Raw genomic sequence first — 19,021 nt, 5'->3', positions numbered from 1 at the left:
GATATTATGACAAATCTAGCAGGATAGGCTATTCACCTGCCGGTTGGGCAGCCTTTTTATTTTCCCATTCCAATCCCGCTATTACTGCACGTATTTCTTCATAACTATATTCCTCGCCAAGTTGCTCCTTGATCGGGGTGAGTTGGGTAGTTTGGTTTGATTCAATCGTTTCTTTTATCCGATGGTATTTTCCTTCGGGGACCAAGGCCGATAGTTCCAGTTCCCCTGTCCTGACCATCCCGATCAAATGGCCCATTATGGTTGATAAAGCCAATCCACGCTGAACGGCAATTTCTCCAGGAGTGAGCCCATTCCTGATCATGGCTAAGGAGATGCGCTGGGAATCGCCTTTTCCCGGTTTGGCCTTCTCTTTCGCTTCAGCATCAGAATTGGCTTCCTGTAGTGCAGCTGAATCTTTTATCTGTTCCTGCGAAAGTTCCGGTCTGCTGTCTATCAGTTCCAGCAGGCTGGTCCTGGACCTTCCTTCCAACAGCTCGCCAGTGATCAGGGCAGCCTTCCTGACTTCCTCCAGCTTCCTGAGCAAGCTTAGCTCCAGAAGGGCTACTCCCGCCAGATATTTCTTCACCCTGGGAAGTCCACGCATTTCTTCCTGATGGGACCTGAGCAAGTCCAACAATACCTGGATGGCATCCACAAAATAGCCTGCCGCAGCTGCCGTTCTTTCATGAAGGTATTGGTATCCCATAGCCTGGGCACCTTTCAAAAGATGATCCAGGTGTTGGATCGTTTTCTGTGCCAGTCTTTCCAGATCTTCTGTTTTATCCAGGTTCAACGCGGCCCACTGTTCTGCCTTTTCCTTTTCCGGCATGGCCTTTTCTTCCAGTGACGCGACCATAGTCCTGGCCTCTTCTACCTGTTTATCCAGTTCAAAACACTTGAGGATGGACTGCTGGATATAATGCTGTTCCCCATCCACCAAGGCTTCCTCCAATTGTTCCGGCCTTAACTCCGTGGAGGAAAAACCCAGGATCCGCTCATCTGTCTGGATAGCGGAAGGCTCAATCCTGGACAACAATATCATCCCCTCCATGGTGGTCAAACGGCTTAACGCCACGTATACCTGGCCTGCAGCAAAGGCAGCGCCCGCATCAATGATCGCCTTGTCAAATGTCAGTCCCTGGCTCTTATGGATGGTAATGGCCCATGCAAGCCTAATGGGATACTGGGAAAAAGTGCCCAACTCTTCTTCTTCGATCTTATCCGAACCTTTGTTGTAGTGATACCTGATCTGTTTCCAGGTCTCCCTGGCCAGGTCAAGCAATTCAGCTTCGTCCTTGAACTTTACCTTGATGCCCTGGTCGGTTATGGAATGGATGGTTCCGATCTTCCCATTGAAATAGCGCCGGTCCTCACCCTTATCATTCCTGATGAACATAACCTGTGCCCCTTCCTTCAATACCAATGAAGGTTCGGCGGGGTAGGCCTTCTCATTGAACTCACCGGTGATCTCCGCTTCAAACACCCAAAGTTTTCCCGGTAAATGGGCCAGGGCCTGTTGGTTAATATGCTCAGCTTTATGGTTGTGTGTCGTAAGGGTTATGTATTGGTCCGTTCGTTCCGGCCTGAACCCAGGACGGAATCGGCTGTTGAGCCAATTCAAGTCTGACGGCCCAACCTGGTTATTCCTCACCTTATTCAGCAGGTCAATAAACTGTTGCTCACTTTGGCGATAGATCTTCTTCAACTCCAGGTAGATGGGCTTGGCGTCCTGCAACACCTTCGCATCAAAGAAGAAGGGACTCTTATAATACTCTTGCAGTACGGACCATTCCCGCTCATTCACCACAGGGGGAAGCTGGTAGAGGTCACCAATAAAGACCACCTGCACGCCGCCAAATGGGAGGTAAGGCTGCTTCCTGACATTCCTCAACACTGCATCCATGGCATCCAACAGGTCGGCCCTTACCATACTCACCTCATCGATCACCAATAATTCAAGCTCCCTGATCAATTCCCTCCTCGACTGGTTAAAGCGCATATGCCTCAGGAGGGTTTGCCTGTTGTTGAACTGTTGGTCTGACCCCACCGGCAGGTAAGGACCCGGAATAAAACTTCCCAGGGGGAGGTTGAAAAAAGAATGGATAGTCACGCCTCCTGCATTGATGGCTGCCACTCCCGTCGGCGCAACTACTGCCATTTTCTTGCTTGCCTTGTCCTTGATATGTTTCAGGAAGGTGGTCTTTCCCGTTCCTGCCTTACCGGTCAGGAAAAGGTTCTGGTTGGTATGTAATACAAACCTCGCCGCCAACTGGAAATATTGATTGTCCTGGTCCTTCTGCATTGTCAACCCTTAAAATATGATCAGAAAAGAATGCCGGGGCAGTAATTAGGGAGGAAGCCCCTAATCGCCGCACAGGCATCCGGATCAGGCCTTGGCTTCCGTCTTTGCCGGATCTGCAGCAAGATTAAGGGAAGTAGCATTAACTTCAGTGATATACTTTTGCACGCCATTGGCATCTGTATAAGAACGATGTACCAATTTGCCTTCTACCACCACCTTGGCTCCCTTCAGGAAGTCCTTCTCCGCTTTCTCGGCAAGCCTTGCCCATGCCACTACCTGGTGCCATTCCGTTGCTTCCACCCATTCACCCTGGCTATTCTGGTACAGCTCTGAAGTAGCCACATTCAACCTCGCCAACTTCTTCCCTGTCGCAGTGGTCTTAACATCTGCATCACTACCCAGGTAACCGATCAACTCCACATGATTCTTACACTCTTTCATCTTTTCAAATTTTTTGTATCCCAACCGCTGCCGGAATACCCATTAAACAATTTATTCCATCCTTCAAGGCGCCACGAAGGAACAAGGCAAAGATGGATAAAAGGAAAACCCCTTGCCGGTTGGTAAGCCTTTACAGGTGATGATTACCGTTATAAAACGGTTGTAAGGGAAAGGACGCTGGACTAACTTACAGGACATAAAAACGATTACCATGAGTGAAGCAAGAGTATGTGGCAATTGCGGTAAGGTCCTTCGGGGAAGGATCGACAAAAAGTTCTGTGATGACAATTGCAGGAACCATTACAACAACCAGAGAAGCCCGGACAATTACCAGCTGGTCAGGAAGGTCAATTATGCCCTGACCAGAAACCGCAAGATCCTGGCCGAGTTGTTACCCAAAGGCGCAAGGAAAGCAAGGATCCCCAGGTCAACCTTACTGGAAAGGGGGTTCCAGTTCCGGTTTACCACCCATACCATCGGCCATCCCAAAGAAGGGGAGTACCGGTTCTGCTATGATATGGGCTACCTCCCACTGAACAATGAACAGCTGCTGCTGGTAAGGAAGGAACAACTGCCTGAACATTGAAACTTTGAGCACTAAATTTTAACCCGGCATCAAAAGAAAATGCCGGGAGTTTTTCAACCCACCGACATTTCTCCTACACCAAACCCACACTTACCACACCGAGTTCAACCAACCTATATGCTAACCATTAAACTAAAAACTGATCCCTTCTATCACTACTGAGGTAACATACCACATACTTCCTTCATAAGGCTGTTCCATGACCACTTCCCAATTCCTGGTAGTTCTTTCCGTTTCCCCTTCAATGGGCGGCAATGCATACTTGCCCCGTACTACGCATTTATCCCCCTCCATTACCGCTGTTTCAGCCCAGCACTTCTTTAACCGCATTTCCACCAATTCCTGCTCCCTGGCCTGGATAAGCTCTATGAATTGCTGACCGCTAAGACCCCTATGCTCATTTAACCTCAGGCCTTCCTTCCAGATCATGAACAGGTCATACAGCGGTGGATGCAGTATTTGCCTGATACACTCTTCCTCCGCTATCCGAGAGTTAGAGTATAACGGGTCAGGGTAAAACTCATCATAACAGAAAACCTGGTACATCCCGGGAATCCTGACGTCGTCCATATCCATCTCAAACAACTCTTCCACCACAAAACGGTAAAGCTCACGCTTACCCACCGAAGGATTGTCCACCCAAAGTTCTACCCCTGAACGAAGCAGCAACCCGTTCAGGCTCTCCCATGCCTCATCCAGCTCCTCATCTGGTATGGCATCCACCGGGGGGATATGATCAGGCCTTCCCAATTTATCAAACACCTTTACTTGTGGACAATTCTCCAACATGTCCTCAAACTCCATCATCCGGCGAAGGAAAAAATTCTCTACCTGCGCTCCGAACTGGCCTTCCAATGCCGGACCGCCCAACATGGCACCTTTCTCCAGCATCATCTTCATCTTTAGGAAATCATTTTCGGCCTGCAGCATCTCTTCTTCACTTAGGTTTTTATAGTCTTCCATGCTGATTTGTTTTTGGTTAAGGACGGGCAGTAAACAATCACCACATTCCAGCCATTTTGGTGGTTTACTGCCCGAACCCTTCAACGAAATAAGCCCAAATAAGGAGGCCTGACAATGTTTAAAAAACGGCTTTTATTCCCCGTATTTTAACCCTACTTATTGCTGTTGTTGTCGTTCTATCAACAAAACCTTATACTATCCTAACTAAAAAACCCCGACCTTGATGGCCGGGGTTTTTTATTCGTTCACACCCTAATTATTCCTGGTGCATTCAGGCGCTTGGCTTCATGCGCTCCTTCAATACCGCCTTGATCTCGTGCAGTTTCATCTTATCGGCTGACTTCAATTCCAACCTTGCGTTGGCCATCGACTTTTTCTTCTCCAACTCCTTATGTAGTTCGTACTTGGTTTCCGCCGGACCCATGATCACCACTACTCCCACTTTCGACAAGTGGGAGGCTACCTCCTTCAAGAACGCTTTTCGTTGCTGATGCTGCTTGTTCTGCTGGTGCTTCTCGTTATTGAGCGTTGAACTGAACAACCTGCTTTTTGAAGAGGTCTCACCAGGAAACCTGACATGTGTTTCTATGGCAGACTCCATGGATTCTGTGGTAATTTGACCGGCCTTATCCATACAGGCAATGATGGCCTTTTTTTGGTCTATCCAGATGGCATACTGGAGGAGGTCAGGGGTCTTCTTTTTCATAACGGCAATTTTCGTTTGCTATAAGTTACGAAAAATGATAATGCATAGCTGAAGCTTCTTCCAGAAACAGCTTTCTCCGGCATGCCCATATTTGTTAACTTCCCATATGGCTCAGATACTTCTTTATGGTGCAAATGGCTATACCGGAAAACTGATCATCCGTGAAGCTATCAAAAGGGGCATGTCCCCCATACTTGCCGGACGAAACCCGTCCGCCCTTCAACAATTGGCGCAGGAATTTTCCTTGACTTATCGTGTGGCCAGCCTGGAGGACAAGGCTCAACTGGATAGCCTGCTCTCCGATATCAGTGTAGTCATCCATGCTGCCGGACCTTTCAGCATCACAGCCAGGCCGATGATCGAAGCCTGTATCCGGAACAAAGTGCATTACCTGGATATCACCGGGGAAATTCCGGTATTCGAACTGGCCAAAAAATACGACCAGCAGGCGAAAGATGCCGGCATCATGGTCATGCCGGGGGTGGGTTTTGATGTTGTGCCGACAGATTGCATGGCCAGTCACCTTAAAGAACAGCTACCCGATGCTACCCACCTCGAATTGGGATTTGCGAGCGTGGGCGGCGCCATTTCACATGGTACTGCAACCACTATGGCTATGGCCATTGGCGAAGGGGGCGCTGCGCGGGAGAACGGCAGGATCGTTCCCAAACCCCTTGGATTTACCACCCGTAAGGTTGACCTGGGCAAGGGCCCCTGGTTGTTCATGAGCATTCCCTGGGGAGATGTTTCCACTGCATTCCATACCACCGGCATTCCTAATATCACCACTTTCACCAGTATAACTCCCGGCGTTTACCGCTTCATCAAATTACAGGGACTCTTCAACTGGCTCCTCAGGACCAAATGGGCCAGGAAACTCATCCAAAAAAAGATCGATGGCCGGCCCGCCGGGCCTACGGATGAAGAACGCAGCAAGTCCTATAGCCTTGTCTGGGGAAAGGTCTACAATGCAAAAGGGGAGGCAAAAGAAGCCAGGCTTAGGTGTGAGAACGGTTACACCTTAACAGCCATCAGCAGTTTAGTGATCGCACAAAAAGTGATAGATGCGAAATTCTGTCCGGGCTATCAAACCCCTGCGGGCTGCTATGGATCCAACCTCGTACTGGAGATCGAAGGGTCTGCTTTTTTGTAAAATATGAACCCATTTTAACAGGGTTTCTTGATATGCGGTTATGAAGGAAAGGAGGCAAAGCAGCAATTTTGCCGCAAACCTATCCTCATGCTTTTTCATTCTGTTACATTCCAGACCAAGAACCTCGAAGCCCAGCTCCAGTTTTATGCCGATATCATGGGATTACCTGTCATAGAAAGGAATGACCAATCCTTCACTGTGGCTGCGGGAAATTCCTTGTTGCGATTTGACCATCACCCTGAAAAGCCCGAAGGCCTCTACCATTTTGCCTTTAACGTAAGGCCGCAATCAATCTGGACCAGCTTTGACTTCCTGGTGGAAAGGAAGATCCAGCCTCTGGAATTGAACGGCGAAACCATTTTCGACTTTATCGATTGGAATGCCAAGGCTGTTTATTTCCGTGATGCCGACAACAATATCCTTGAATTCATCGGAAGATTCAACCTGGCTACATCATCAGACCAGCCGGGATTCAGTATAGCGGATATCATCAATATCAGTGAAGTGGGAATCCCCGTTGGTAATATCCCGGAAACGCTTTCCATTCTTGCTGAAAAGACCGGGGCCGGGATATGGAAAGAGAATGGCGATAGCTTCAAAGCCGTTGGGGATGAATACGGTTTGCTGATCACCGTATCAACAGCGAGGAACTGGTTTCCCACCGGTGACCCCTCTGCTACCCTGCCCATATCCATTATCCTTGGCCAGCAAATACCGGCTTTTGAAGTAGGCCCCTATCGTTTTAGTGGAAACCAACAGTAAGACTGAACGACAGGACACCAAGGAATACGATTTTGACCGGCGTTTAAGCTAAGATGATCACAGTTTAGGCTATTGTACGGTATCCCATATTGGGATATTGCATCGATCCTATTGACTACTCCACATAGTACAAGCATCACTGCCGAATTATAAAACTTAATCCCCTTATTCTGTAAAGGCCTGGCGCAGGTGGCGTCCTAGCTTTGCAGTATACAAACGGATTAACATTTATCATATGGAACAATTGAAATTCAAAACAAACATTAAATGCAACGGATGCCTTACCAAGGCAAGACCCTTCCTGAATGAGACCGCAGGGGAAGACAATTGGGAGGTGGACCTGCAGGATCCCCAAAAGGTACTTTCCGTGATTCCGGAAGGAGATATTACAGCAGCAGAAATTATTGCAGCAGTCAAGGAAGCTGGTTACACAGCTGAACGACTTTCCTGATCTTTTTCATGATGATCTATTGATTGAACCTACCTATGATTCAAAGCCGGCCCAGCCGGCTTTTTTCTTTTTCAAAATCATACAAATCAAGGCCCAGATTGTATAATACCCGCAGCATTGAATCAATCGATCTTTGTCTTACAAAACTGAATCACATGAAATCAATTATCAATTATCTCTTGGGAATGGTACTGCTGATCGCAGGAACCCGTGTTAATGCACAGGACAATAAATCCTCTTTCACCAATCTTTTGAACAATTATATCAATATCAAGAATGCATTGGTTGCCGGGGACGGCACAAAAGCTAAATTTGAGGCATCAGCTTTCCTCACCCTGCTGAACAGCCCAGGTAGCTCTTCCATCCAATCAGAAAAACCCAAACTGCAGGAATCAGCCAGGAAGATCGCTGCTTCCACTGACCTTAAACTGCAGCGCGAAGCTTTTGCCGGATTGTCCGACAGCATGGCCAAACTGGCTAAATCAAACGGATCCGCTGCCCAGGCTATCTATATTGATTATTGCCCTATGAAGAAGGCCTACTGGCTGAGCCTTGACAAAGCGATCAAAAACCCCTACTATGGCAATAGTATGTTGACCTGTGGAAATATTTCCGATACCATTCAACGCTAATCAACATGAGAACGCTATTCATTCTATTCATAAGCATTATCAGTTTGCAATTGCAGGCACAACATAATGCCATGCCATTGCAAGGAAAGGCTGAAAAGCTTCCATTCCGTGAACAGAAAGGAAACCTCGTGATCTATCATCTCTATGTGGCAGATACAGTGGTTAAATACACCGGCAAAAAAGCCAGGGCTATCGCCATCAATGGAAGTATCCCTGCACCAACCCTTCATTTTACTGAGGGCGATACCGCTGAGATCCATGTACACAATGAAATGCATATGGAAACTTCCATCCACTGGCATGGCCTGATATTACCGAATGAGCATGATGGCGTTCCTTACCTCACCACAGCTCCTATCAAAGGTCATTCAACGCATATTTTCCGATTCCCCATCGTACAGAATGGCACCTATTGGTACCATTCGCACACCATGCTGCAGGAGCAATCCGGCATGTATGGAGCTTTCATCATTGCCAAAAAAGAACCGGCCCCGATGAAAGAGAAGGTTCTATTGCTCAGCGACTGGACCAATGAAAATCCCCACCAGGTTGAGCGTTCCCTTCACTTTGCTACCGACTGGTATGCGATCAGGAAACGCGCTACTCAGAACTATGCAGAAGCCATTAAGAACGGATACCTGGGAACCAAACTGGAAAATGAATGGAAGCGGATGCTGGCCATGGACGTAAGCGATGTGTATTACGACCTGCTCACGGCCAATGGAAAGGCCCGGGATGAAATGGTCAACCTGAACGTCGGGGAATCAGTTAGGCTACGCGTGATCAATGGCAGTTCTTCCACCTATTTCTGGCTGCATTTCGCCGGCGGAAAGATTAAGGTTGTGGCAACTGATGGTAAAGATGTTGAACCAGTTGAAGTGGATCGATTGATCGTTGGGGTATCCGAAACTTATGATGTAGTGGTTACCCTTCCTTCGACAGGAAGCTTCGAATTCATGGCTACTGCTGAAGATCGCACAAGATCGACCTCTATCTGGTTGGGCGAAGGTGAGCAGCACAAGGCTGCAGCCCTGCCCAGGCTGAAGTATTTTGAAGGAATGCAGATGATGAACGACATGACCAATCCAGATGGCAGCATGAATGACATGGGCATGAACATGAGTCTCCAGAAAATGGACATGAATACGGTAATGTACCCGGAGATCGTGGATAGCGCCCAGAGCATCACCACGCTTAATTATTCCATGCTTCGTTCACCGGAACCCACCACCCTTCCCGCCGGACCGACAAGGACCATGGAGTTCGAGCTAACCGGCAATATGAACCGCTATGTGTGGACCATGGATAATAAGACCATTTCAGAATCTGATAAGATACTGATCAAAAAGGGAGAGAACATCCGCATCATTCTCCGCAATAATTCAATGATGCGTCATCCCATGCACCTCCATGGACATTTCTTCAGGGTGGTGAATGGCCAGGGAGAAAATGCGCCATGGAAGACCGTTCTTGACATCATGCCCATGGAAACGGATACCATTGAATTCAATGCTTCAGAGAACGGGGGTGATTGGTATTTCCATTGCCATATCCTCTATCATATGATGGCAGGTATGGGAAGGATCTTTAGTTATGAGAATTCTGCTCCCAATCCGCAAATACCCGATCCCGCAAAAGCCATAAAGAAAGTATACCGCGATGACAGGAGGTTCTACCTTGGGGCGCAGATCGGATTGGAAAGCAATGGCAGTGATGGCGAGATCATGCTGGCCAATACCAGGTACCTGATCCAAACGGAATGGCGCCTTGGATTGAACGCAGAGAAGGGATTTGAGAATGAAGTGCATATCGGTCGGTTGATTGGCAAACGCCAATACCTGATGCCCTATATCGGTTTCGATTGGCGATACCGGAAAAACGCTGAACCTGAAAAGAATATCTTCGGTCAAACCAATACAAAAGACCAACGTGCGGCCGTATGTTTCGGTGTACAATATATATTACCTATGCTCATAAGGGCAGATGCGAGGATTGATACTGACGGAAAGGTAAGGGTACAATTAGGAAGGGAAGACATCCCCCTTACGAGCAGGTTAAGAATGAACTTCATGGTGAATAGTGATAAGGAATACATGGCAGGCTTCAGGTATATCGCTACCAAATATATCTCACTCAGTACGCACTATGACAGCGACATGAGTTGGGGTGCGGGCCTTACCATTACTTATTAAGTTGCGCTGGAAGTATGACAGGTGCCGGTTGAATATTTCAACCGGCATTTTTTATGCTGTTTGCATTTTGCGGAATGCTGAAGGATTCATTCCGGTATATTTCCTGAAGGTCTTATTGAAATAGGACAAATGCTCGAAGCCGCTTTCGTAACAGGCTTCTGTGATTGATTTCTCCTGCAGCAATAATTTCTTCGCCTGGTTGATCCTGTATTGGTTAAGGAAGTCGGTGAAGGTAAGATGGGTAGATTTCTTAAAGTACCGGCAAAAGGCCGCTGTGGTCAGGTTCGACAATTTCGCCACCTCATTTACATCAATCGGGTCCTGGTAATGGCTTTCTATATAATGATAGATCCGGTGTAGTCTCTTCTGCTCCTTGAGAACAGAGGCCTTCGCGATCGGCCTTGTATCAAGGGAAATGAACTCTTTGGATTCGGCCAACAACTGAAACACTTTTAGCAAGGCGATCAACTGGTCGAAATGCGAAAGGTTGGTAAGCGTTTTCAATAGTTCTCCCGCAAGTTTTTTGGTCTCCCCATAAAAAGCCAGACCTGTACGCGCCCTTTCAAACAGGTCATTGATGGCTGCGATCTCCGGCAATGCAAAAAATGCCTCGCCAAGAAAATGCTCCTTCATTTGAACCACTACTGTTTCCACAGTGGTCTTTACCCCATAATCAAAATTGAGATGGGGGATATTAGGACCGATCAGGGCCAGGTCACTTTCTTCATACCTGGAAATATGGTCACCTATATGACGAATCCCACTCCCGGCCTCCACATAAACGATCTCGTATTCCGGGTGGAAATGCCAGTAGAACAGGTCATTGAGGTTAGGTGTCAGCAGTATCTTGAATGAACTGTCTGCATCAGGCTGTATGGCTTCGAGTTTAACCTTCATAAATACTGGGTAATGGCGGAACCGGTTTCCATTGAAATTGCTCCCGATTGGTCCAAAAACCAACAAAACTTACAAAAAATATCAATACAGCGCAAAAACTGGCCATTGTAATGGTAGATTCCAGCCTGTTCCAGGAGGTAGTTTTGAATGGTCATTCACCTTCAACGTTTGCCATATGCCACAGGTAAAATCAACCAACCCTGCCAATCGAATCAACCTCGAACAGTTGATCCCCGTCCATCCCCCGGTAAAAAATTATGCCGCGACAAGTCGCCATGAACAATCCTGTAAGTACCGCACCGCAACCGGCTACTGCACCAGGAGTCATCGGCCCTGTCCAGCCGCCACCGCTTTATCCCTTCCTTTTAACCAATAAACGCAATCATATGTCACAGCAAACCATGGCCGCTACTATGGCCCCCACCATGACGCCCAATAATGCCCATTTGGATATACCGGGCAATCCGTCCACTGCAAAGAGCAGTGCTACCCAACTCAACGACCGCAGCAATGGCCAGCCACTCCGTGTGCTGAGTGAAGAAGACTGGTATTTCTGGATCCACAATGGTTACATAGTGATCAAGAATGCCGTGCCCAGGGAACAGGCATTGGCAACAGCTGCCTTCCTTTGGGAATTTGAAGAAAAGGACCCCAACAACCCAGATACCTGGTACACCCCGCCCCGCGCCGAAATGAAGATGAAGGAACTCACCAATACGGGAATGGTGGAAGTTTATAATAACCAGCACCTCTGGAACAACCGCCAGATGCAAAGAGTATATGATGCATTTGTTGATATCTGGGGTACCGAAAAACTGTGGGTGACCATTGACAGGGCCAACCTTAACTTCCCCATCAGGCCAGGCCATGAATACAAAGGTTTCATCCACTGGGATTATGACCCGGAGACCAGGCCGGTGAATGTGCAGGGTGTGCTGGCGCTTGCTGACCAGACAGATGAGAACATGGGCGGCTTCCAGTGTATTCCTGAGTTGTTCCGCACCTACGATACCTGGAAGCAAACCCAACCCGAAGACCGTGACCGGTTTAAACCCGATACTACTGGCTTTGAGCCGGTAAAGGTTAAAATGGAAGCAGGTGACTTGCTTATCTTTAATAGCCTGCAGCCCCATGGTATCCGCCCCAACCTGAGCGGCAATAAGGTGCGCATAGCACAGTACATTTCCATGATGCCTGCAGAAGAAGACAATGAAGCCCTGCGCCAGTGGAGGATCAATTCATGGCGCGACAGGATTGCCCCTGAAGGTTATGCCTTCCCGGGTGATCCCCGCAAATGGGAGCAGACCAAATATGGTACGGCTGAGTTGAACGAATTGGGCAAGAAACTTCTCGGACTCGAAAAATGGTGATCAATACAGATAAGCAACTATGGTAAATCAACCCATCACTACGCTGAGCAATGGCATATCTATGCCATTGCTTGGACTTGGTGTTTATGACATGTACAACCAGGAAGCCGAACGGGCTGTTTTGGACGCACTGGATATAGGCTACCGGCTGATAGATACCGCCTCACTTTACGAAAATGAAAAAGAGATCGGCAATGCGATCAGGCAAAGTGGTATGGCGAGGGAAGAGATCTTTGTCACTACGAAAGTGGGGAACAATGACCATGGCTTTGACGCTACCCTCAAGGCTTTCGATACCAGCCTGAAAAAGCTGAATATGGATTATGTGGACCTCTATCTCGTGCACTGGCCCGTAAAGGGGCAACGCAAGGAAACCTGGCTGGCACTGGAAAAACTTTACCAGGATAAACGGGTACGGGCCATTGGCGTTGCCAATTACCTGCTACCCTTCCTAAAGGAATTGGAAGGATACGCTTCCATTACGCCCGTCCTGGACCAGGTAGAGTTGACTCCCTGGCTATACGACAAAACATTGGTTACCTATTGTGCGGCCAATAGGATCCAGTTACAATCCTATTCACCCATAACGAGGGGAAAAAAGCTGGATGACCCAAGGCTACAGATCCTTTGTGGGAAATACCAACGGACACCGGCACAGTTGGTCCTGCGCTGGAACCTGGAGCACGGTTTTTCAACCATTCCCAAATCGTCCAGCAAGCAAAGACTCCAGGAAAATTTTGACAGCATTCTATTCACCATGGACAAGGAGGATATTGCTTTTATGGATAGCTTCAATGAGGACTTCCGGATCTGCGATGACCCCATGACCATGCTTTAACTACATCTACTTAATTATGAAAGTACTTTCTATTCTCCTGACTGCCCTGTTCATCAATGTGGCGGTTCTTGCCCAAACTGCTTCACAACCTAAATTACTCAGGCATGTGGTAGTATTCTCCTTTAAGAAAAGTTCTTCTGCTGATGATATCAAAAAAGTGGCGGAAACTTTTGCAGCACTTCATGGAAAGGTGCCACAGATCAAAGCCGTTGAATGGGGTGTCAACATGAGCCCTGAAAAACTCAACCCCGAATTCACGCATTGCTTTATCCTTACCTTCCATTCAGAAAAAGACCTGGCCGATTACCAGGAACACCCGGCACACCGGGACTTCCAGAAGGTACTGAAACCACATATGGATAAGGTCTTCGTGGTTGACTACTTCGTGAACTAACGGATCAACCAAATTTCAGGATTATAAGCTCCCTTACTTAACCCATCGGTATTCCCGATGGGTTAATTCATTAATTTCATTGGTTGCTAATCTTACTGCATGAAACATTCCATTCCATTGCTTTTTGTATTGGTTCCGGCGCTGGGTTTTTCTCAGGCACAAGTAAAGAAAATTGATGAATCCATCAGTGGCCAGAAGGCCGCTTACGAATCCTGGTACAAGCACCTGCATGCCAACCCGGAGCTCAGTACCATGGAAGAAAAGACTGCTGCCTATTTGAAGAAGGAACTCCTTTCCATGGGCTATGAAATAACCGATTCCATGGGTTACCATAGTTTCGCCGCCGTCCTTCGCAATGGGAAAGGGCCGGTGGTGTTATACCGTACGGATATGGACGGACTACCATTAAAGGAACTTACCAACCTTGATTATGCCAGCAAGGTGCAGGTGAAGCGGGGGGAAGAAACCGTTTCGGCTATGCATGCCTGTGGACACGATATCCATATGAGCAGCTGGCTGGGAACAGCCAGGGCAATGGCGGAAATGAAAAGCCTATGGACAGGTACGCTCATTCTCCTGGCACAATCCGCGGAAGAGACCGGGCAGGGGGCAAAGAAAGTGGTGGCATCCCCGGCTTTCAGGTCATTACCTAAACCTGATATCCAGCTGGCCTTCCATGATCATGCAGAATTGCTTACCGGCCAGGCTGGCTTTTGCGATGGCTTCGCTATGGCTGCTACTGACATGCTGAACATTACCTTCTATGGTAAGGGTGGACACGGTGCGGTACCCCAACAGGCCATTGACCCGGTATTACTGGCGGCACAATTCGTGACTGCCATTCAAAGTATCGTTAGCCGTAACCTGTCACCCAATGATCCAGCTGTTATCACCGTAGGTGCCATCAATGGAGGCACTGTAGGGAACATCATCCCCGACCAGGTAACACTCAAGCTTACCATTCGTTCCTACAGCAAGGAATCCCGTGAACTGATCTTCAACAGGCTCAAGACCATTGGGAACAACCTGGCAGCTGCGGCTGGATTGGAAAAGGACCGCATGCCGGTTTTTGATCTTCTGGACATGTCCATTCCTTCTGTTTACAATGATCCCATTCTGGGGGAACGCCTGAGGAATAATCTGGTTGCGAAGCTGGGGGAGCAGTCCGTTACAAAGGTTCAACCTATTATGATCGGGGAAGACTTCGGCATTTATGGCCAGCAGGAGTCCAGGATCCCGTCCTACCTGGTTTGGATCGGAACAGTTTCCCCCGAAAGAAAGGAATTGGCCAGGCAGGGTAAAACGGAGTTACCATCACTGCACTCACCCAGGTTCGCTCCCGATTACCAATCAGCCATTCCTGGGGCTGTGAGGGTAATGACCAATAGCCTTATGGACCTGATGCCAAAGCAGAAATAAAAAAGCAGCGGGATTACCGCTGCCTTTCATTCCTATAGAAGGATTTATTTTTGAAAGGTCTTGACCCGCTTGTCGTTGATCACACCTTTCCAATTCAGACCAAACCCAAAGTCATAAAGGTTTCCTTCGGAATCCTTATGGCATTTCAGGTCAAAGGGAACATCCTCAGCCTGTTTCTCCACCGAACCCATATCTGCCGGCATTTGCATGGGTAATAATGCTGATGGCTCTGCCTTACCGGAAATGATCTCCAGCAATGCCTGGTCTTGCACATTAAAGCTTACCAGAATAGCATCCACTCCAGTTTCAAATTCCGAAAACACCATCGGGTTTGACAAGTTGATGGTAACGATTACAGGCTTGCCTTTCATTTTCTCCTTTGTCTCCCTGATGAGTTGGATATCCGTGGCATTCCTGGTCTTCACTGTCTTTCCTTTATAGGACCTGTTGGTGAAGGATTCCATTGGATCACCGCCGGCAATGCTGGTCTCACGGGCATCAGTAGCCGTATAATCTTCATACTGCAGGCTGATAGGTATATACCCATTTCCGCCTTTCGCTACATCCTCCTTATCATACCCAATTCCGCTTTTGGGATTCTCTATTCCCACCAAAGCGAAATCAGCTTCAGCCGGGTTATCGGTCACCTTGAAATATCGCTTCACTAATTCCATATTAAAGGGATAATCATTGGATGCAGGGATCTCTGCACCAAGAAAGTTCCTGCTGGCAGCAACATAGCGTTTGGGAACATAAACTGTCCTGGTAGCAGCCATTGGCAAAACATGCCCCTTATTTTTTAACATCACAACCGATTTCAACTGTGCTTCAAAACCAGCTTTGATAAATTCAGGCTTACCAACGGTGGCCCTGGTGATTTCCGGATCGATATAGGGATTCTCAAACACTCCGGTGTTGAAAATATTGCGGAGCAGTCGAACGGCAGATTGCTCCATTCTCTCACGCATCTTAGCTTCCCCATGTTCCTCTATACCGATCTGGTACGCTTCCAATATGGGTTTCATATCATTGTTACCCCCATATTGGTCAGCACCGGCCATCAATACCTTGTAGTGCCTTTCAGCAAGGCTAAGGTTTTCAACGCCCCATGATTTTCCATCAACGAATACATCCATGGCCTTATGGTCACCCGTTACCAGCCAATCGGTACAAACCACTCCATCATAATTGTACTTGTTGCGAAGAAGGTCGGTGATCATATACCGATTGTAATTATTGGCGACATTCTCACCATTCTTCTTATCCTGGTTCCAGGAAATGGTATAATAGGGCATTACTGCGGAAGCCTTCCTCGTCTTGCCCTTAAGCTTAAATGCGCCTTCGGTAAATGGGATAAGGTGTTCAACAAAATTGTCCCCGGGGTAAACCGCAAATTTTCCATTGGCATAGTGTGCGTCGCGTCCGGCTTCACCCGCACCACCACCCGGCCAGTGTTTCACCATGGCATTTACGCTGCCATATCCCCAGCCATTGGCGATCTCCTTGATACCGGTTGAGGTCTGGAAGCCATTACAATAGGCTTCTGCCATGGCTGCCGAAAGTTTGGGGCTTTCCCCGAATGTTCCTTCAAACCTTCCCCAACGTGGCTCAGTCGCAATATCTACCTGGGGTGACAATGCCGTGGTCAAACCCAATGCCCTGTACTCGGCAGCAGCAATCCGGCCAAATTGCTCTACCAGTGCAGGATCAAAAGTAGCAGCCATTCCCAGTGATGAGGGCCACATGGATATCCTGCCACCCGCCGCGGCATTGTATTCGGCCCTTGCCTGTGTTCCATGGCGCGGGTCAGAACTGTTATTGGCAGGTATTCCCTTGCCCAGTCCCTCACAATAGGCCTGCAGCTTATTGCTCCACTTGGCGGCAACTTCCGGGGTCAATACAGTGGTCACCAATACATGCCTGAGGTTATCTTCCTTCAGGAATTTCTTTTGCTGGTCGGTGAGGTCTGTTGGATCAACTTCCCCTTCTTTGTATGGCTTCCCATTATAGGTGCCGGCAAAATATCCTGTTGACCTTGCGGGAATGGATTGATGGGAAGAATACAACATCAGGCCGGCGATCTCCTCAATGGATAACTGGGATGCCAGGTCCTTTGCCCTAACGTCCACGGGTAAACGCCAGTCTTCATACTTGTCAAGTTGGCCATTCCTGTTAAGGTCCTTAAAGGCCAACCCATTTACCGTCAGGATCTTCACCCCTGATGCCGGAGCGTAACCCAGTGTAACCCCTCCCGGGTTCTTGACCAGGTTATAGATACCGAAGGAATTCTCATTCCATTTCTGTTGGGAGTGGGCCATGGCTGGTAATAAGATACCGGCTATTGAAAGCGACAACAATGATCTCATTGAAGAACTATTTGAAGTGATGATTGAAATTGGTTTATTCAGGACGTTTGTGGAAAACTGCATTCCCATATATGAGTTCCCTGATCTTTCCATAGCCATCGGACTGGAAACCGATCAGCATACTGCCATTCCACTTTTCATCCCACTGCATCTTGAAAGCATCATAATGCCAGTGTTCCAGTTTTCCCTTTCCCCGATCGTTCAATACCAACAACAACCGGTCTCCCTGCAAGGTGATCTCAATTTTCCCATATAAAGGATCCTCATATACCCCTGCATAATCCTTCAGGTCATGGCTGGGTTTGGTGCCGGTCACCCTTTTGCTTTCAAATTCCTTCACCTGTTGTGCACGGTTCTTTTGGATGGATTGATACAAGGCAAACATTTCCTGGTGCCAATCCCTGTTACCGCCCAGTGCGTACAGGTCGAATGCCTTATACATCAAAGCGTGCCTCATTTCAGCATGGTCGAGGTTGGCGAATACATATACTGCTGTATTTACTTCCGGGATCTGGCCATGGATCGCTACTTCCCCGGACAGACTCCCGGTATGCATATTCAACTTCTTTCCCTTATAATCATGCTGAAACCATCCCATGGCATAAGTTAGGAAATTAGGATGGGTCAGTCGCTGGGTGGGATAGAATTCTTCTGCGGGTAGTATGACCTGTGGCCTGAGCAATTCTTTCCAGGTCTCTGGCTTCACCAACCTTCCGCCACTGTACTTACTGCTATCCAACATGCAACTTACCCATTTGGTAATATCCTCTATGCTGGAATAAACTGAACCAGCCGGTCCGACCTGGTCTGCAGTATCCCTCACAATGGGCTGAACCACGCTATCGATCACGTAATGCGGGGTGGCGATATTATCATCCTTGACCAATCTTAATTCCGCTTTCGTTCTCGACATCCCCAATGGCCTGAAAATACGCTGGTCCATGAAAGCTGCCCAGGTCATCCCACTTACTTTTTCTATTACCTTTCCTGCCACCAGGTAGAAGATATTCTGGTAGATATAACTACTGCGGAAAGAATAGCTGGGCTTTACCAGTGCCATTTGCCGCAGTATGCCATCTGAATCCAACGTATTGTATCCCCAGAGAAAATCCGCATTGCCCACGCCGCTATTGTGAATGAAAAGGTCCCGAATCTGTAACTCCCTGGTCACATAAGGATCATAGACCCGGAAGTCCGGGAGGTATTTGATCACTGGGTCAGTCCATTTTACCTTGCCTTCATCTACCAGCATACCCATGCAGGCAGCTGTCATGGCTTTTGTAGTGGAGGCGCAAGCGAATAGGGTCTGTTCATCTACTGCCTTTCCGGTCCCAAGCCTGGTGGTGCCATAGGCCTTCCTGTACACCACTTTGTTATCCCGAACCACTGCAATCGCCATACCCGGTACCCGCCAATCTTCCATGGCCTTTTTTGCATAGGCGTCAAATACAGCAGTAGTGTCCATTCCCTTCTGCTTGCGTTGTGCACTGAGCCAATTAGTGGTCAACAGGCAAATACTAAAAAGGAGCAGCATTTTAGGATAGCGCAT

General features: G+C 48.0%; 17 protein-coding genes. 10 read left to right on the top strand and 7 right to left on the bottom strand.

What is annotated here, in order from left to right:
- Positions 1-28: 28 nt before the first annotated feature.
- Together KJS94_RS13630 and KJS94_RS13625 are read right to left on the bottom strand one after the other, a co-directional pair.
- Positions 29-2,302: a helix-turn-helix domain-containing protein gene (locus KJS94_RS13630; protein ID WP_214448029.1), complete on the bottom strand. Its 2,274-nt coding sequence runs from the start codon at positions 2,300-2,302 to the stop codon at positions 29-31.
- An 84-nt stretch (positions 2,303-2,386) separates the two neighbouring features.
- The gene (locus tag KJS94_RS13625; protein ID WP_214448028.1) at positions 2,387-2,743 is read right to left on the bottom strand and encodes a single-stranded DNA-binding protein; all 357 of its coding nucleotides are present in this window, start codon (positions 2,741-2,743) and stop codon (positions 2,387-2,389) included.
- A 211-nt stretch (positions 2,744-2,954) separates the two neighbouring features.
- Here KJS94_RS13625 and KJS94_RS13620 point away from each other — a divergent pair, with 211 nt between their 5' ends.
- Positions 2,955-3,329 carry a hypothetical protein gene (locus tag KJS94_RS13620; RefSeq protein WP_214448027.1) on the top strand — a complete coding sequence of 125 codons (375 nt, stop codon included), beginning with the start codon at positions 2,955-2,957 and terminating at the stop codon, positions 3,327-3,329.
- A gap of 132 nt (positions 3,330-3,461) precedes the next feature.
- On the opposite strand, the gene KJS94_RS13615 is transcribed toward KJS94_RS13620, so the two are convergent.
- Both KJS94_RS13615 and KJS94_RS13610 read right to left on the bottom strand, forming a co-directional pair.
- Complete coding sequence (locus tag KJS94_RS13615) at positions 3,462-4,292, bottom strand: hypothetical protein (RefSeq protein ID WP_214448026.1); 831 nt, start codon at positions 4,290-4,292, stop codon at positions 3,462-3,464.
- 271 nt (positions 4,293-4,563) lie between these two features.
- The gene (locus tag KJS94_RS13610) at positions 4,564-4,998 is read right to left on the bottom strand and encodes a hypothetical protein (RefSeq protein ID WP_214448025.1); all 435 of its coding nucleotides are present in this window, start codon (positions 4,996-4,998) and stop codon (positions 4,564-4,566) included.
- A gap of 106 nt (positions 4,999-5,104) precedes the next feature.
- On the opposite strand from KJS94_RS13610, the gene KJS94_RS13605 reads away from it, so the two are divergent.
- The 5 genes from KJS94_RS13605 (at position 5,105) to KJS94_RS13585 (ending at position 10,188) form a co-directional block, all read left to right on the top strand.
- Entirely contained in the window at positions 5,105-6,151 is a 1,047-nt protein-coding gene (locus KJS94_RS13605; protein WP_214448024.1) for a saccharopine dehydrogenase family protein, read from the top strand.
- An 87-nt stretch (positions 6,152-6,238) separates the two neighbouring features.
- Positions 6,239-6,913: a VOC family protein gene (locus KJS94_RS13600; RefSeq protein WP_214448023.1), complete on the top strand. Its 675-nt coding sequence runs from the start codon at positions 6,239-6,241 to the stop codon at positions 6,911-6,913.
- A gap of 235 nt (positions 6,914-7,148) precedes the next feature.
- Positions 7,149-7,364: a heavy-metal-associated domain-containing protein gene (locus KJS94_RS13595; protein ID WP_214448022.1), complete on the top strand. Its 216-nt coding sequence runs from the start codon at positions 7,149-7,151 to the stop codon at positions 7,362-7,364.
- 155 nt (positions 7,365-7,519) lie between these two features.
- Positions 7,520-7,996 carry a DUF3347 domain-containing protein gene (locus tag KJS94_RS13590; protein ID WP_214448021.1) on the top strand — a complete coding sequence of 159 codons (477 nt, stop codon included), beginning with the start codon at positions 7,520-7,522 and terminating at the stop codon, positions 7,994-7,996.
- Positions 7,997-8,001: 5 nt separating this feature from the next.
- Complete coding sequence (locus KJS94_RS13585) at positions 8,002-10,188, top strand: multicopper oxidase domain-containing protein (RefSeq protein WP_239804172.1); 2,187 nt, start codon at positions 8,002-8,004, stop codon at positions 10,186-10,188.
- 51 nt (positions 10,189-10,239) lie between these two features.
- Here KJS94_RS13585 and KJS94_RS13580 read toward each other — a convergent pair whose 3' ends face one another.
- A complete protein-coding gene (locus tag KJS94_RS13580; RefSeq protein ID WP_214448020.1) occupies positions 10,240-11,085 on the bottom strand; it encodes a helix-turn-helix transcriptional regulator in 846 nt (281 codons plus the stop codon).
- Positions 11,086-11,342: 257 nt separating this feature from the next.
- Here KJS94_RS13580 and KJS94_RS13575 point away from each other — a divergent pair, with 257 nt between their 5' ends.
- The 4 genes from KJS94_RS13575 (at position 11,343) to KJS94_RS13560 (ending at position 15,106) form a co-directional block, all read left to right on the top strand.
- Positions 11,343-12,455: a phytanoyl-CoA dioxygenase family protein gene (locus KJS94_RS13575; protein ID WP_239804171.1), complete on the top strand. Its 1,113-nt coding sequence runs from the start codon at positions 11,343-11,345 to the stop codon at positions 12,453-12,455.
- A gap of 19 nt (positions 12,456-12,474) precedes the next feature.
- The gene (locus KJS94_RS13570; RefSeq protein WP_214448019.1) at positions 12,475-13,293 is read left to right on the top strand and encodes an aldo/keto reductase; all 819 of its coding nucleotides are present in this window, start codon (positions 12,475-12,477) and stop codon (positions 13,291-13,293) included.
- A gap of 16 nt (positions 13,294-13,309) precedes the next feature.
- Positions 13,310-13,687 (top strand): Dabb family protein, encoded by a 378-nt coding sequence (locus KJS94_RS13565; protein WP_214448018.1) that lies wholly within the window; start codon positions 13,310-13,312, stop codon positions 13,685-13,687.
- Positions 13,688-13,786: 99 nt separating this feature from the next.
- Positions 13,787-15,106: a M20 metallopeptidase family protein gene (locus tag KJS94_RS13560; RefSeq protein WP_214448017.1), complete on the top strand. Its 1,320-nt coding sequence runs from the start codon at positions 13,787-13,789 to the stop codon at positions 15,104-15,106.
- A gap of 44 nt (positions 15,107-15,150) precedes the next feature.
- On the opposite strand, the gene KJS94_RS13555 is transcribed toward KJS94_RS13560, so the two are convergent.
- Both KJS94_RS13555 and KJS94_RS13550 read right to left on the bottom strand, forming a co-directional pair.
- The gene (locus KJS94_RS13555) at positions 15,151-17,472 is read right to left on the bottom strand and encodes a glycoside hydrolase family 3 protein (protein WP_214448016.1); all 2,322 of its coding nucleotides are present in this window, start codon (positions 17,470-17,472) and stop codon (positions 15,151-15,153) included.
- Between the two features lie 34 nt (positions 17,473-17,506).
- Entirely contained in the window at positions 17,507-19,021 is a 1,515-nt protein-coding gene (locus KJS94_RS13550) for a serine hydrolase (protein ID WP_214448015.1), read from the bottom strand.

This window comes from Flavihumibacter rivuli, assembly GCF_018595685.2.
Classification (GTDB): Bacteria; Bacteroidota; Bacteroidia; order Chitinophagales; family Chitinophagaceae; genus Flavihumibacter; species Flavihumibacter rivuli.
Note: the sequence above shows the minus strand (reverse complement) of the source record. Positions and strands in the feature narration are given on the sequence as shown.

Coding starts and splice junctions, on each gene's coding strand:
- KJS94_RS13605 (WP_214448024.1), top strand. CDS start 5,105: ATGGCTCAGATACTTCTTTATGGTGCAAATGGCTATACCGGAAAACTG.
- KJS94_RS13590 (WP_214448021.1), top strand. CDS start 7,520: ATGAAATCAATTATCAATTATCTCTTGGGAATGGTACTGCTGATCGCA.
- KJS94_RS13565 (WP_214448018.1), top strand. CDS start 13,310: ATGAAAGTACTTTCTATTCTCCTGACTGCCCTGTTCATCAATGTGGCG.
- KJS94_RS13630 (WP_214448029.1), bottom strand. CDS start 2,302: ATGCAGAAGGACCAGGACAATCAATATTTCCAGTTGGCGGCGAGGTTT.
- KJS94_RS13595 (WP_214448022.1), top strand. CDS start 7,149: ATGGAACAATTGAAATTCAAAACAAACATTAAATGCAACGGATGCCTT.
- KJS94_RS13560 (WP_214448017.1), top strand. CDS start 13,787: ATGAAACATTCCATTCCATTGCTTTTTGTATTGGTTCCGGCGCTGGGT.
- KJS94_RS13575 (WP_239804171.1), top strand. CDS start 11,343: ATGCCGCGACAAGTCGCCATGAACAATCCTGTAAGTACCGCACCGCAA.
- KJS94_RS13625 (WP_214448028.1), bottom strand. CDS start 2,743: ATGAAAGAGTGTAAGAATCATGTGGAGTTGATCGGTTACCTGGGTAGT.
- KJS94_RS13620 (WP_214448027.1), top strand. CDS start 2,955: ATGAGTGAAGCAAGAGTATGTGGCAATTGCGGTAAGGTCCTTCGGGGA.
- KJS94_RS13585 (WP_239804172.1), top strand. CDS start 8,002: ATGAGAACGCTATTCATTCTATTCATAAGCATTATCAGTTTGCAATTG.
- KJS94_RS13570 (WP_214448019.1), top strand. CDS start 12,475: ATGGTAAATCAACCCATCACTACGCTGAGCAATGGCATATCTATGCCA.
- KJS94_RS13555 (WP_214448016.1), bottom strand. CDS start 17,472: ATGAGATCATTGTTGTCGCTTTCAATAGCCGGTATCTTATTACCAGCC.
- KJS94_RS13550 (WP_214448015.1), bottom strand. CDS start 19,021: ATGCGCTATCCTAAAATGCTGCTCCTTTTTAGTATTTGCCTGTTGACC.
- KJS94_RS13600 (WP_214448023.1), top strand. CDS start 6,239: ATGCTTTTTCATTCTGTTACATTCCAGACCAAGAACCTCGAAGCCCAG.
- KJS94_RS13615 (WP_214448026.1), bottom strand. CDS start 4,292: ATGGAAGACTATAAAAACCTAAGTGAAGAAGAGATGCTGCAGGCCGAA.
- KJS94_RS13580 (WP_214448020.1), bottom strand. CDS start 11,085: ATGAAGGTTAAACTCGAAGCCATACAGCCTGATGCAGACAGTTCATTC.
- KJS94_RS13610 (WP_214448025.1), bottom strand. CDS start 4,998: ATGAAAAAGAAGACCCCTGACCTCCTCCAGTATGCCATCTGGATAGAC.